Annotated in this window: 10 protein-coding genes, 1 other RNA gene and 1 pseudogene (1 of these 12 only partly in view); 1 reads left to right on the top strand and 11 read right to left on the bottom strand. The window is 61.5% G+C overall.

The annotated features are described in order from the left end of the window. The 7 genes and pseudogenes from rny to HMPREF0326_RS17385 form a co-directional block, all read right to left on the bottom strand. On the bottom strand, positions 1 to 1,324 hold the 5' portion of the coding sequence (gene rny / locus HMPREF0326_RS07560; RefSeq protein WP_008685525.1) for a ribonuclease Y. It extends 236 nt beyond the left edge of the window; only the first 1,324 of its 1,560 coding nucleotides appear in the window; it begins with the start codon at positions 1,322 to 1,324; its stop codon lies beyond the left edge, outside the window. A 206-nt stretch (positions 1,325 to 1,530) separates the two neighbouring features. Next, positions 1,531 to 1,713, bottom strand: a non-coding RNA gene (gene ssrS / locus HMPREF0326_RS15990) — 6S RNA. 12 nt (positions 1,714 to 1,725) lie between these two features. Then, a complete protein-coding gene (zapA, locus tag HMPREF0326_RS07555) occupies positions 1,726 to 1,998 on the bottom strand; it encodes a cell division protein ZapA (protein WP_008685524.1) in 273 nt (90 codons plus the stop codon). Positions 1,999 to 2,004: 6 nt separating this feature from the next. Continuing rightward, positions 2,005 to 2,250 carry a cell division protein ZapB gene (zapB, locus tag HMPREF0326_RS07550; protein ID WP_008685523.1) on the bottom strand — a complete coding sequence of 82 codons (246 nt, stop codon included), beginning with the start codon at positions 2,248 to 2,250 and terminating at the stop codon, positions 2,005 to 2,007. A 308-nt stretch (positions 2,251 to 2,558) separates the two neighbouring features. Next, the gene (glmU, locus tag HMPREF0326_RS07545; RefSeq protein ID WP_008685522.1) at positions 2,559 to 3,911 is read right to left on the bottom strand and encodes a bifunctional UDP-N-acetylglucosamine diphosphorylase/glucosamine-1-phosphate N-acetyltransferase GlmU; all 1,353 of its coding nucleotides are present in this window, start codon (positions 3,909 to 3,911) and stop codon (positions 2,559 to 2,561) included. Positions 3,912 to 4,145: 234 nt separating this feature from the next. After that, positions 4,146 to 4,430 (bottom strand): hypothetical protein, encoded by a 285-nt coding sequence (locus HMPREF0326_RS17390; protein WP_232224943.1) that lies wholly within the window; start codon positions 4,428 to 4,430, stop codon positions 4,146 to 4,148. 30 nt (positions 4,431 to 4,460) lie between these two features. Beyond that, a pseudogene (locus HMPREF0326_RS17385) lies at positions 4,461 to 4,625 on the bottom strand (helix-turn-helix domain-containing protein); the annotation flags it as partial. Between the two features lie 838 nt (positions 4,626 to 5,463). Between HMPREF0326_RS17385 and HMPREF0326_RS07530 the strand changes: the two are divergent. After that, on the top strand, positions 5,464 to 8,325 hold the full coding sequence (locus tag HMPREF0326_RS07530) for a response regulator (RefSeq protein ID WP_020990393.1): 2,862 nt from the start codon (positions 5,464 to 5,466) through the stop codon (positions 8,323 to 8,325). A gap of 123 nt (positions 8,326 to 8,448) precedes the next feature. Here HMPREF0326_RS07530 and clpB read toward each other — a convergent pair whose 3' ends face one another. The 4 genes from clpB to secF form a co-directional block, all read right to left on the bottom strand. Then, complete coding sequence (clpB, locus tag HMPREF0326_RS07525) at positions 8,449 to 11,052, bottom strand: ATP-dependent chaperone ClpB (RefSeq protein ID WP_008685518.1); 2,604 nt, start codon at positions 11,050 to 11,052, stop codon at positions 8,449 to 8,451. A 152-nt stretch (positions 11,053 to 11,204) separates the two neighbouring features. After that, positions 11,205 to 11,519: a chaperone modulator CbpM gene (locus HMPREF0326_RS07520; RefSeq protein WP_008685517.1), complete on the bottom strand. Its 315-nt coding sequence runs from the start codon at positions 11,517 to 11,519 to the stop codon at positions 11,205 to 11,207. A 17-nt stretch (positions 11,520 to 11,536) separates the two neighbouring features. After that, positions 11,537 to 12,475, bottom strand: a complete 939-nt coding sequence (locus HMPREF0326_RS07515) for a DnaJ C-terminal domain-containing protein (protein WP_008685516.1) — start codon at positions 12,473 to 12,475, stop codon at positions 11,537 to 11,539. 419 nt (positions 12,476 to 12,894) lie between these two features. Next, positions 12,895 to 13,995, bottom strand: a complete 1,101-nt coding sequence (gene secF, locus HMPREF0326_RS07510; RefSeq protein WP_008685515.1) for a protein translocase subunit SecF — start codon at positions 13,993 to 13,995, stop codon at positions 12,895 to 12,897. Positions 13,996 to 14,023: the final 28 nt, after the last annotated feature.

The following is a 14,023-nucleotide window of genomic DNA, read 5'->3' as shown; positions in this document are numbered from 1 at the left end:
TGACGTAATTCTCCAGCAATTCCTTGCGTGCGCCGGGCCGCGCCCCGGAAATGGAGTCCGCGGCCTGCACCAGCACGGCCAGGGCCGTGGAGGGTCGCTGATCCTCGTGGTGGGCGGCGATGGCGTGGATGATTTCCTGGCTCTCGTTATACTTTTTGGCCAGATCCGCGCCGATCAGGGCGTGCGGCCCCTCCACCTCGTGGTCCACGGCCTTGCCGATGTCATGCAACAGGCCGGCGCGCTTGGCTTTTTTGACGTCCATGCCCAGCTCTGCGGCCATCATGCCGCAGAGCGCGGAGACTTCCAGCGAGTGCTGGAGCACGTTCTGGGTAAAGGAAGTGCGGTAACGCAATTGCCCGAGCAGGCGCACGATTTCAGGATGAATGCCGTGCACTCCGGCGTCGAAAGTGGCCTGCTCGCCCACTTCGCGCACTTGGGTGTCCAGCTCCTGCTCGCACTTCTGGACGATATCCTCAATGCGGGCCGGGTGAATGCGGCCGTCCTGGATCAGGCGCTCCAGAGCCATCTTGGCGACCTGGCGGCGCAGGGGACTATAGGCGGAAAGGATGACGGTCTCCGGCGTGTCGTCAATGATCAGGTCCACGCCGGTGGCGGCCTCCAGAGCACGGATATTGCGGCCCTCGCGGCCGATGATCCGGCCCTTCATGTCCTCGCTGGGCAGGGGCACGGCGGTGACCGTCTGCTCGTTCACATAGTCGCCGGCATACCGCTGGATGACGTTGCAGAGGATTTCCTTGGCCTTGCGGTCGGCGGTTTCGCGGGCTTCCATTTCGATCTGGCGGATCATCCGTGCCGATTCGTGGCGGGTTTTCGCCTCAATTTCCGAGAAAAGGCGCGTCTTGGCCTCCTCGGCGGTGAAGCCCGCGATCTGGGCCAGCCTCTGCTCCTGCTCCTCAATGCGGGCCTGCAAAAATTCCTCGGATTCGGCCAACTGGCGTTCCTTGCGGGCCAGATCCTTTTCCGTGCCCAGGAGCTCATGCTCCTTCTCGGTGGCCTTTTCCAATTTTTCCTCAAGGCGGCCGCCCAGCTCGTCCAGCTTGCGCTCCCGGATTTTGACGTCGCGTTCCCGCTCCTTGAATTCGTTTTCCAGCTCGCGTTTCTGATTGAACAAGTCATCCTGGCCCTGGAGCAAAATCTCCTTTTTCTGGGCCTGGGCCTCCTTACGGGCCTCTTCCACAATGCGCTTGGCCAACTCATCGGCGTCGCCGATGCGCTTGGTGGTCACCCGGCGGTGAACCAGCGCGCCGGCCGACACCCCCACCAGGACGGCCGCCGCAAGCGCGAAAATGAACAAAAGATCCATGAAACCAGCCTCTCTTTATGAATACGGGCATGGCGCCCGGCAGACACCGGCAGCCGCGAAAAACCGCGACCGCCGCAGCGGATTGCCCGGAGAGCTTGGACCCTGTGGCTGGCTACCGGAGAATACCGGCACGAAGGATGCGTTGCGCGAAGAGAGCGGCCCGAAATAAATCCGCCCGTTATGAACAATCCGTAGAAAAGACTGGCGTAATCCCCAGAGCGCCGTGTCATGTCTGCGGTGCAGAACCTGGTTTCCCAGGTCGGGCACCCGTATGCTTTTCTCAGGCTTCCCGCGTAACGCGGGCATGCACACAAAAAGCAGAGACGGCACCCATTTTTATGCTTGTCAGGTTAGCACCGAGGCATAAATCACGCACACCCCAGGGAAATCGTCAAAAGAGTCTACACGGACTCCTCTATTTTGGAAAGCAGGGAATTGATGCGATTCTGCACATCACCCAGCCTTTTCTTCGACTGCAACAGATCATCCGCCAGGCCAAGGGCCAGGAAGGTCAGCAAAATATCCTTGCTTTGCCCTCCGTGGGACCTCAGTTTCTGGTCTGCAAACCGTTCTTCCACCAACCGCACGGCACGTTGCACCCGCTCCATGTCGGCACCCGGCTTGAATGCGATATCAAGCCCGAGAACAGTAAGGTTGATGTTTTCCTGACTCACAAAAACCTACTCAACGCTGTCATGCTCTTGAATCCTGTGCAACAGGGCGTCAATGCGCTTGAGCGCTTCGACGCGCAGATTTTCTTCCTGCGCCAGAGAGTCATGCAGCTTGCGGTTTTCCTCTTCCAGAACGGCCTTTTCCGCCACAATGGCGGAGGCTTCGGCATGAAGACGCGTATTCTCCGCCCTGAGGCGGTCCAAGCGGGCCAAAAGCTCCGCAACCTGCGCTTCAAGCTGCTCCAGAAGTTCCATGACTTTTAGATAGCACCGCCCCCCGACCTTGGCAAGAAAGGATGGCCCGGGCGGATAAAAAAAGCCGCCGCCCGTGGCTTCGCGGGCAGCGGCGATATGTGCGGGAAAGGTTGCGGAATGGCGTCACGCGGCGATATGGGATATGGCGTCCTCACCTCATAGAGCAGATCAACTTTTCAAAGTTACTTTGCTCTATCCCCTGCGCGGTAAATTCTTCTGCCGCCCACGGGCTGCGGCAGCCGTTACGCCCAAGGGGCGTTACGGATGGCGACAGCCAGCCCCTTGCGCCACAGCACCGCGCCATCCCGCTATCCCCTGCGCGGTAAATTCTTCTGCCGCCCACGGGCTATGCCCATTTCGCCGTTGGGCACATCCTTGGTGATGACCGAACCCGCGCCCACCAAGGCGTTGTCGCCCACGCTGACCGGGGCCACCAGGGCGGTATTGCTGCCGATAAAGGCTTTTTCCCCGATGTTGGTTTGGTACTTGTGCTTGCCGTCGTAATTGCAGGTGATGGTGCCCGCGCCGATATTCGCGCCCGCGCCGATCCGGGCGTCGCCCAGATAGCTGAGGTGGTTGGCCTTGGCCCCCTTGCCCAGGCGGGTCTTTTTCAGCTCCACGAAGTTGCCCACGTGGGAGTCGGCTTCCAGTTCCGCGCCGGGGCGCAGCCGCGCGAAAGGCCCCACCAGCGCGCCCTCGCCCACACGGGCATCCTCCAGGTGCGAAAAAGCGCGGATTTCCGCGCCCTCGCGGATCAGAGAGTCGCGCACAACGCAGTGCGAGGCCACGGACGCGCCGCGCCGGATCTCGGTCCTGCCGCAGATTTCACAGGGGCCGCTCAGTTCCGCGCCTGGCTCCACCCGGGCCAGGGGACTCACTCGGACCAGGTCCGGCGCGTGCAGAATCACGCCCGAGGCCAGCAGCTGTTCCGCCGTGCGTGCACGCAGCATTTCTTCCATGCGGGAAAGCTCCAGCGGGGAGTTGACGCCCAGCAGGCTGTCGTCCCGGCCGCATTCCACGCCGCGCACCGTGTAATTTTCCGCCACGGCCAGACCAATGATGTCCGTGATGTAATATTCGCCGCTCTTATTGTCGTTGTTCAGGCGCGGCAGCAGCGTCTCCACGGCGGCCAGGCTGAGCCAGTACATGCCCGCGTTGACTTCGCCGCTTTCCGGGCCGTGGCGGGCCGGATCGTAATCCTTGGCCTCCACGATGCCGAGCACCCGGCCCTGCTTGCGCACCACCCGGCCGTACGCGCCGGGATTATCCGGCAGGATGGTGGCAAAGGCCAGGTCCGCGCCCCCGGCCTCGGCCAGGAAATCGCGCACCAGAGCTTCGGAGAGCAGCGGCGCGTCGCCGTTGACCACCAGCAGATGGGTGCAGCCCGCTTCGGTCAGCCCGGGCAGAGCCTGCATCAGAGCGTGGCCCGTGCCAAGCTGTTCGGTCTGGAAAACCAGGCGGGCGTCCGGAAAGGCCGCCTCCACCATCTGGGCCCGGTGTCCCACCACCATCCAGACATCTTCAGCAAAAACCGGCCGCAGGGCCGCGCGCACATAGGCCAGCATGGGCTCGCCCAGAATCGTCTGCAAAACCTTGGGCCGGTCCGAGTGCATGCGGGTGCCCTTGCCCGCCGCCAGAATGAGAGCCGCGTTTTTCGGCATACAGAAATCTCCTTGCGCCGCCGCGCGAGCGGCGAAACGGAATCGCGCAGGCAGAGCAATAGCGTCTTCGGCGCTAAACGGCAAGCCGCAGCAAGCACAGCCGGGAAACGCCATCCCTGATCCGGACGAACCTTACACCATGTAACCTTGAAATACTCGTTTACGGCGAGCAAAAGCCGCCTACCCGTATTTCATGGCAAGGATCTGCAGAGCAGATCCTTCCGGCTGACTGCTTCAACCGGCTCGTTCAGAAAGTTCCACAGGCCCTTTACCGATAAAACGCTCTTCCAGGCGGGCCAGTCGTTCACGCAGGTCCGCGTTCTGCCGCCAGAGCTGGCGGTTTTCATCCCAAGTCCGGCGGAGCTGTTCCACCGCGTCGTCTCGCTGGTGTTCCGTCCGGTTCAGCTTTTCCTCCAACTTCAGACAGCGCGCGCAACCTGCCTCCACCGCTCCGGAAAGAGCTGCCGAAGACGGCAACGCGCCCGAAACGCCAGGGGCAGCCTCCGCGCCTGAGCGCATGGGTCCCACGCCTGTCAGCAGCCAGCGGGGTTCAATATTATAACGATCGCATACGGCTATAATAAAAGTCGAGCCCGGCATCTGAGCGTTGCGCTCATACGCGCCCACCGCTGCTTTGCTCACACCGAGCCGTTTGCTGAATTCGTCCTGGGAAACAGAACCTCGGACGAGCTTCAGCCTTTCACCAATGGTCATAGGCTTCCAGCAGTTTCGTCCGCGAACCGAAGCAGGGCCCAGTCCAGCGCACGGATCATGGGCTATGCCAACTTTATTAAAGCCGAATAGATATTTTTATATTGACTATGGCTATTATAAAAGTTAATGTCGTCTCACGGGCGGTTAAAGGTTCGGACTGCAATATACCGACTTTACCCGCCCCGCCGGGGGAAAGCAATCGTGTCCTCCCTTTAGGGCCTGTTGGCACTATAGAATTTTTGTTCGCTCGCAAGGAAGATAAGCCTGCTTTGAGGGAGTGTACTCTTTTGGTACTCGACCGAAAAAGCAGGTGAAATCTGGCTTCAGCCGTTGCGACGCAGGAGCCTTAGCCGTAGGCGAACTTGTGAGCCGTACGGATAAAAACAGCAACGCTAGCTACGGATGAAGACAGCATGCGTAACGGCACAGACTGTTCCATGCAATTACTTTCGCCATCCGTAAGTCCTTCGGACAACGGCTGCCGCACGTAGCGAGCGGGCAAAAAAGCATAGTGTCAACAGGCACCTAGCGGACGGACAGTTCTTTGCCCGTCCGCGTTGCTCAATGTATCCGGCCGCTTCCCGTTTTTTTACCACGCGCAAGGAGGAAGCCATACGCTTGGTCTTGAGCCGCGCGCTCATGGAGCACGGCTTCCGTTCCGACGGCAAAAGGCCGCCAGACGATGAGCCCGACGGAGCCGCACACAAGCCGGGCACCCGGTCCCAACGGAAATTATGCGCTGCGGCACTTGCCTTTTTGATAATTTCAGATGAAAACGCTTGGAAATGAGACACGAAAGCGGCCTCACATTCCGCAGGCAGTGCCAGGAGCAGAGCGCATGGCAATTTCCATCGACACGCTGAAGCGCCTTTCCCGGGACCAGCGCAATTTCTTTCTGACTTTCGGCCTGCTGGGCCTGGGCATCCTGATCGGCATCAGTCTCGTCTACCTGGAAATATCCGACATCCTGCGCGAGCAGGCCGAGCAGCGCAGCTATCTGCTGGCACAGACCGCTTCGGACAAGGACATCATCATGCGCAAATGGGTCGCCGGTCTGGGCGGCATCTACGCGCCGGTGACCCCGGCAACGCCGCCCAATCCCTGGCTGCCCGAAGCAAGGCGCGATTTCACCCTGCCCGGCGGCATGCGGGTCACCAGGATGAATCCGGCCTATGTGACGCGCCTGGTACATGAACTCTGGCGCGAACACAGCGACATTCCCAGCAGGCTTGTCAGCGCCAAGCCCGTCAACCCGGCCAACCAGGCCATTCCCTGGGAGGCCGCCGCGCTTGAGGACATTGAACGGCGCGGCGGCAAGGAATACTTTATCCTGAGCGGAGATCCCCAAAAAGGCCAGGTGCTGCGCTATATGGCCGCGCTCAGGGTGGAGCAAAGCTGCCTGGCCTGCCACACGACGCAGGGCTACAAAGTGGGCGACATCATCGGGGGCATCAGCTCGGAAGTGGCCACCAGCCGTATGGCAACCGGCGACGCGGCCGTCAAACGAACGCTGTTGGCGGGTTTTTCCACGGCGGGCGTGGTCGTGCTGTTGCTTTTTCTCTGGGGGGGCCATGCGCTTCTCCAAAATATCGCCCGGCGCGACAGCGCCGAAAAGGAACTCCGCGCTTTTGCCGCCACCTTGGAGAGCAAGGTCGAACAACGCACCTCGGACCTGCGCGAGGCGGAAAAAAACGCCCTGGCGGCCAAAGAACAGGCCGAGGAAGCCTCCAGAGCCAAGAGCGACTTTCTGGCGCGCATGAGTCATGAAATCCGCACGCCCATGAACGCCATTCTGGGCATAACCTATCTCTGTCTGCAAACCACGCACGAAAACAAGCAGCTGTATTATCTGCGCAAAATCCTTTCAGCCGGGCGCGGGCTTCTAGGCATCATCAACGACATCCTGGATGTCTCCAAGATCGAAGCCGGGAAAATGACGCTCCAAAACGAAGCCTTCGCCTTACAGGAATTGGTGGAAAATCTCAGTGATCTGTGCGGAGCCCTGGTGGGCGGCAAAAATATCGAAGTGCTTTTTCACGTGGACCCCAATGTCTTTGTCACTGTGGAAGGCGACCTTTTGCGGCTGACGCAGGTGCTCACCAACCTTCTGGGCAATGCCGTCAAGTTCACGGAAAAAGGGCGGGTGGTGCTGCGCATCGAAGAACTGGGCCGGGGCGCGGACACGATCACCCTGGGCATATCCGTGAGCGATACGGGCATCGGCCTGACGGAGGAAGAGCTGGCGCGCCTGTTCAAGCCCTTTGAACAGGCCGACGGCTCCATCACCCGTAGATACGGGGGAACAGGGCTCGGCCTGGTCATCTGCCAGCGCTTTGTGCGGATGATGGGCGGCGAGCTTGAAGTGCGCAGTGAACCCGGCAAAGGCAGCGCGTTTTCTTTCAGTCTGACGCTTCCTTATCGGCCGGTCCGGCACGCATGGGACAATCCGGATCCGCCGGATCCGGCGGGCGCGGAACGCCTGCTGGTGGTGGATGACTGCGAGGCGGCGCGGACCATCCTTCAGGAGGTCCTGATCCACTTCGGATTCCGTGTGGATGCGGTCGCCTCCGGGCAGGAGGCCCTGGATCGCCTTGTGCGGGCGGCCCGAACAGATACGCCGTATTCCCTGGTTTTGCTGGATTGGAAGATGCCGGGCATGAACGGCATGGAAGTCGCCGACAATATCCATAAACTGCCGCTGGAGAGCATCCCGCAGCTGCTGATGATTTCCGCGCACGGACTGGAGGCTTACCGGGAAAAGGGCGAAAATCTGCATTTCGCGGGCTTTCTGGTCAAGCCCGTGAATCCCGTGACGCTCTGGAACACCATCCTGAAAGCTCTGGGGAAAAATCCCGCCTCGCCGCGCCTTGCGGATATGGACGGGACCGAGGACGGCGCACTCTCCCAGCGGCGCGGCACCCGTGTTCTCCTGGTGGAGGACAATGAAATCAACCAGGAAGTGGCAAGCAGCCTGATGGAACGCATGGGCATGAGCGTGACCCTGGCCGAGAACGGGCTCAATGCCGTCAATGCCTGCAAGGCGAAAACATTCGACATCATTTTCATGGACATCCAGATGCCGGTCATGGACGGCCTTGAGGCGGCGCGCCGTCTGCGCGCGCAGGAAGCCGACGACGGCGCGGAACCAACGCCGATCATCGCCATGACGGCCCATGCCATGCGAGAAGACAGGGAAAAAAGCCGGAACGCGGGCATGGACGATCATATCACCAAGCCCATAGATCCCGATATGCTGGCCCGGATCCTGATCAAATGGGTAAAACCGTATGAGCAGGCGGCGCACGCGGCGGACCACGCCCCGGCCTGTTCGGCCCCGGCGAATGCCGATGCCGGGAGGATTTTTGACTGGGAGAAAGGACTCTTTTATGTGGGCGGCAACGAACAACTGCTGGTGAAACAGCTGAAACACTTTGCCCGGCAGTATGCCCACCTGCCGCAAACTCTGGCGGATTTGAGCGCCGCCGGGCAATGGCCGGAAGCCGCCCTGGCGGCCCACAGCCTGAATGGCGTCGCGGCCACACTGGGCATGGACGCCCTCTCGGCGCACGCCGCTGCGCTTGAACAATCGTATGCCGCCAACACGGCGGACGGACAAAGCCTGGAAAAACTGCGGGGGCTGCTGCAGCGCGCCCGCGCGGAAATCAAACAAAATCTGGAAGAAAAGGACTTCGAGGCCTGAACCCGGCGCGCCCCGCACGCAAAAGCGGCTTTTCCCCGGATAGATCTCCGGGGAAAAGCCGCTTTTTATCATGCGGTGCTCATGGGGAAAGCAGACCCACTCGCATTTCGTGCGTGAACTGCTCTATTCCGTTTTGAAGGCCAGCTTGCCGTCTTTCACTTCCACATGCACATGCTGGCCGTCGCGGATCTTGCCGCTGACCAGTTCGCGAGCCAACGGCGTTTCCACGGCCTGCTGCAGATAGCGCTTGAGCGGACGCGCGCCGTAGACCGGATCGTAGGCCGCTTCGGCCACAAAGTCGCGGGCTTCTTCACTCATGCTCAGCTTGATCTTGCGTTCCTCAAGCCGCTCGCGCAGGCGCTTGAGCTGGAGTTCCACAATGCGGCCGATCTGATCCCGCCTGAGCGGCAGGAAGACCACGGTTTCGTCCACGCGGTTGAGGAATTCCGGCCGGAAGTGGCCGCGCAATTCCTCCATGACCTGCTCCCGCGCTCCTTCCTTGAGGGTGCCGTCCGGCGCGATGCCGTCCAGCAGATGCATGGAGCCGATGTTGGAGGTCATGATCACGATGCAGTTGCGGAAGTCCACGGTGCGGCCCTGGCTGTCCGTGAGCCGCCCGTCGTCCAGCAGTTGCAGCAGGGTGTTGAAGACGTCCGGGTGGGCTTTTTCGATCTCGTCGAAAAGAATCACGGAATAGGGCTTGCGGCGCACGGCCTCGGTAAGCTGGCCGCCCTCGTCATAGCCCACGTATCCCGGAGGCGCGCCGATGAGCCGCGACACCGAATGCTTTTCCATGTACTCGCTCATGTCCAGGCGGACCATGTTGTCTTCCGTGTCAAAGAGCGCTTCGGCCAGGGCCTTGGAAAGCTCGGTCTTGCCCACGCCCGTGGGGCCCAGGAAGATGAAGGAACCCGTGGGACGCGAGGGGTCGGACAGACCGGCGCGGGCGCGCAGCACGGCGTCGGACACGGCGTTGACCGCCTCATCCTGCCCCACAACCCGCTCGTGCAGTTGCTCGGACAGGCGCAGCAGCTTTTCGCGTTCGGATTCCAGCAGCCGGGTTACCGGAATGCCGGTCCACTTGGCCACGATTTCGGCCACGTCGTCGGGGCGCACTTCTTCGCGCAGCAGGCGCGGGACGTCGCCTTCCTGAGTGTCGCCCGAAGCGTCGGCCAATTTTTTCTCCAGCTCCAGCAGCTTGGAATACTTGAGTTCCGCGGCCCGGTTCAGATCATAGGCCCGCTCGGCCTGTTCAATAGCCAGCTTGGTCTGTTCGATCTGCTCCTTGATCTCGCGCACGTTGTCGATGGAGCCCTTCTCGCTCTCCCACTGTTTGCGCATGGCGGCCTGCTGGTTGCGCAGCTCGGACAATTCGTTTTCCAGGCGCTCCAGGCGTTCGCGCGAGGCCTCGTCCGTCTCGCGGCGCAGGGCTTCGCGCTCGATTTCCAACTGCATGACCTTGCGGTTGACCTCGTCCAGGTCGGCGGGTAGGGAGTCGATTTCCGTGCGGATCATGGCCGCCGCCTCGTCGATGAGATCAATGGCCTTGTCCGGCAGCTGGCGGTCCGTGATGTAGCGGTGCGACAGCACCACCGCCTCCACAATGGCCGAGTCGCTGATGCGCACGCCGTGATGCACCTCAAAGCGTTCCTTCAGGCCGCGCAGAATGGAGATGGCGTCCTCCACCGTGGGTTCTTCCACCAGCACGGGCTGGAAGCGCCGCTCCAGGGCGGGGTCCTTCTCAATATACTTGCGGTACTCGTCCACCGTGGTGGCGCCGATGCAGTGCAGTTCGCCGCGAGCCAGCATGGGCTTGAGCAGGTTGCCCGCGTCCATGGAGCCCTCGGTCTTGCCCGCGCCCACAATGGTGTGCAGTTCATCGATGAAGAGGATGATCCGGCCTTCGCTTTTCTCCACTTCATTGAGCACGGCCTTGAGCCGTTCCTCGAACTCGCCCCGGTATTTGGCCCCGGCGATAAGCGCGCCCATGTCCAGGGCGAAGAGCTTGCGGCCCTTGAGGCCCTCGGGCACGTCGCCCTTGACGATGCGGAAGGCCAGGCCCTCCACGATGGCTGTTTTGCCCACGCCCGCTTCGCCGATGAGCACAGGATTGTTCTTGGTGCGCCGTGAAAGAATGCGGATCACCCGGCGGATTTCCGCGTCGCGGCCGATGACCGGGTCCATCTTGCCCTGGCGCGCCGCGTCCACCAGGTCGCGCGCATATTTGCTCAGGGCCTCGAAGGTGTCCTCAGGGTTGGCGCTGGTCACGCGCGCGCCGCCGCGCAGCTCTTCCATGGCCTTGACGAAGCCCGCGCGGGTGATGTTGTATTCCTTGAACACCTGGCCCAGGGGCGAGGAAGGTTCCACTTCGGTCAGCGCGGCAAAAAGATGGTCCACGCTGACGTATTCGTCCTTCATCCGCCGGGCCTCGTTCTGGGCTTCGCCCAGAATCTTGGCCAGACGCGGGGTGATCATGATCTTGGTGGGGTCCATGCCGCCGCCGGAAACCGAGGGCCGCTTGCGCAGCGAGGTTTCCAGGGCCACGGCCAGAGCCTTGGGCTGGATGCCCATATGTTCCAGAATACGGGGGACAATGCCCTTTTCCTGCTGCACCAGGGCCAGCGCCAGATGTTCGGCGTCCGTCTCCTGATGGCCCATGCCCGCCGCGATGGTCTGTGCCTCGCCGATGGCCTCCCGGGCTTTTTCCGTAAACTTGTTAATATCCATAATTCCTCCACACAGTGCCGGGGCTGTCGCGCCCTCGGCGTATATTTCCATCCGGCCGGGCCGGTTGCATAGCCGACCCTCGGCCGGACAAATCTCAATAGATATTGCGCGACGCGGCCGCAGCCCGCCGTCGCAACAAAAATACAAAGGCGTTAATCTTCAAAACCTCGCAAACCGCGCACCGTCCGTTCCAGGACGTCGATGCGCTCCAGCAGGTCCACGATAATGGTGCCGCCCACCACGGGCAGCTCAAAATCGCAGCAGATGCGCTCCAGCTTGCGGACCCGATAAATGTCGGCATCCCGGAACATCCGGATCCGGGTCGCGCTGGTCCGGGTTTCGATCCAGCCCAGCGCAAGCAGCTCCTGAAGACGATCCGGCGCGACGCCGGTGATTTCCACAAATTCCTCCCAGGCCATGACCGTGGACGGCGCGGGCAGGGAGGGCGATTTTTTGGTCATACTCATAATTCACCTCCACCGGATCAGGCGCGGGCCTTGAAAGACGACACGTCCGCCAGCTTCTGCCAGAGTTCGCGCTCTTCCGCGCTCAATTGGGCGGGCACCTTGATCATCACGCGGGCCAGCAGATCGCCGCGATTGACGCCGCTGCCCAGGCCTTTGCCGCGCAAACGAAACTTGCGGCCCGAACTGGAACCGGCCGGGATGTTCAGCTCCACCTGGCCTTCCAGGGTGGGCACAGCCACCTTGGCGCCCAGTACGGCTTCCCACGGGGCCAGGGCCACGTCGCAATGCAGATTTTCGCCTTCCACCTTGAACTGGGGATGCGGCAGATAGCGCACCCGCAGGAACAAGTCGCCCGGCGTGCCGCCCGGCGCGGGGTCGCCCTGGCCGGCCAAACGCAGCTTGGCCCCTTCACGGATGCCGGCGGGCACGTTGACCTCCAAGGTCTTGGGCCCCTGCGGCATTTGCAGGGTCACGGTGCGGCGGCCGCCGCTCGAGGCTTCTTCCAGGCTCAGGGGCAGTTCGGCCTCCACGTCGCGGCCGCGCCGGGGCCGGGAAGAAAAACCGCCGAAGGGATCGGGGCCGAAATTCGCCCCGCGCCCGCCGCCCGCGGCCGCGCCGCCGAACAGGGTTTCAAAAAAGTCCGAAAATCCGGAACCGTCAAAACTCTTGCCGTTGAACGTGAAATGCACGTTTTCATAGCCCGGTTCGCCCTGGAACTGCTGGCCGTGCTGCCAGTTGGGCCCGAGCTGGTCATATAGTTTGCGCTTTTCCGGATCCTTGAGGACTTCATAGGCTTCGTTGATTTCCTTGAACTTTTCCTCAGCCTGTTTATCGCCCGGATTGAGATCCGGATGGTATTTGCGGGCCAGCTTTTTGTAGGCCTTGGAAATTTCCTCGGCCTTGGCCTCGCGTTCCACACCCAGAAGTTTATAATAATCTTTATAGGATACTGCCATATTTTGCTCTCCCCCGTACGGGTCTGGCTCTGGAGCCGTGCCGGCGACGACTGTGCCGCACCGGCGGGACGTTGCGCGCTCCCGCGCGTCCCACTCCAATAGAAAGACATAAGACCGCCTGCGCCGTCGTCAATGCTCTCAGTCCAAGAAAACGTCCGGATCCTAGAGGGTGTCGTCATGAGTGTCTTTTCGGTTATCTCCGCGTCGAACATCGCCTTTTATTTCGGTCGAGTACCATAAGAGTACACTCCCTGCATAAAAGGCTCGTTCTCCTTGATATAACACGAAAATCCATCTCATGACGACACCCTCTAGGCAGCGCCAACTTTGCTCTGAAACCGGGGCAGCCCGCCGCGTCCGGACCTGACTCCGGGCGCGGCGGGCTGCCGACAAGACATAACAGGGCTTGGAGGCTGTGGCTACACCACGCCGTGCTCCCCGGGCCGCTCGTACTTTTCCTTTTCCTGGGCCCGGACGTAAAAATCCGTATCGCCCAGACCCAGCAGAATGGCCGAGGACACATAAATGGACGAGGCCGTGCCGATAAACACGCCGATCAGCATGGTCAGCGCGAAGTCGTGGATCACGCCGCCGCCCAGCAGGAAGAGGGACAAGGTCGCCACAAAGGTGGTGCCGCTGGTCAGAATGGTGCGCGAAAGAGTCTGGTTGATGCTCCTGTTAATCAGCGAGGCCAGATCCACCTTGGGCGCGGCGCGCAGATTTTCACGCAGACGGTCGTAGACGATGATGGTGTCGTTGAGCGAGTAGCCCACCAGGGTCAGCAGGGCCGCCATGACGTTGAGGTCGATCTCCACGTCCATAATGGAGAGCAGGCCCGCCGTGATAAAGACGTCGTGCAGCAGGCCCACCACCGCGCCCAGGGCGAAGTTGAGCTTGAGGAAGAAGCAAACCACCATGGTGATGGCCAGGGCGAACAGCACCAGCCAGCCCATGCCCAGGCCGGTGAAACTCAGCACGTACATGCCGCCCCAGAGAGCCGCGGCCATGATGGCGCCGGCCATCCAGCGCTGCTCGAAACGGCCCGAGATATACACGGCGATGAGCAGCACGGCGTAGTACAGGGCGCTCAGGGCCTTGTTGGTCAGGTCGTCGCCCACCTTGGGGCCCACCACTTCCAGGCGCAGGATCTGGGCCGCGTTGTCCGGAAAGGCCGAAGCCAGAGCATTGACCACATTGGTGCGCAAAGCCGAGGCGTCGGCGTTTTCCGCGCTGGAAAAGCGCAGCAGATAGTCCCGCCCGCCCTCGCCGAAGCGCTGGGTGGTGATGCCCGGCAGAGCGGGAATGTCCAGGCTCTTTTTGAGGGCCTCGTCGTTGACGGGCTTGTCAAACTGCACCTGGACGATGACGCCGCCCGCGAAGTCGATGCCCATCTTGAGCCCGTTGCCCCAAAGCGCCGAAGCCAGACCGGCCAGCAGCAGCACGATGGAGATGCCGTAGGCCCAATGCCGCCAGCCGATGAAATCTATCTGTGTGTCATGCTTGATGAATGCAAAGCCCATGATGGTCTCTCCAACGCTCGTGCCGCTT

The organism is Desulfovibrio sp. 3_1_syn3, assembly GCF_000145315.2.
Lineage (GTDB): Bacteria > Desulfobacterota > Desulfovibrionia > Desulfovibrionales > Desulfovibrionaceae > Desulfovibrio > Desulfovibrio fairfieldensis.
Note: the sequence above shows the minus strand (reverse complement) of the source record. Positions and strands in the feature narration are given on the sequence as shown.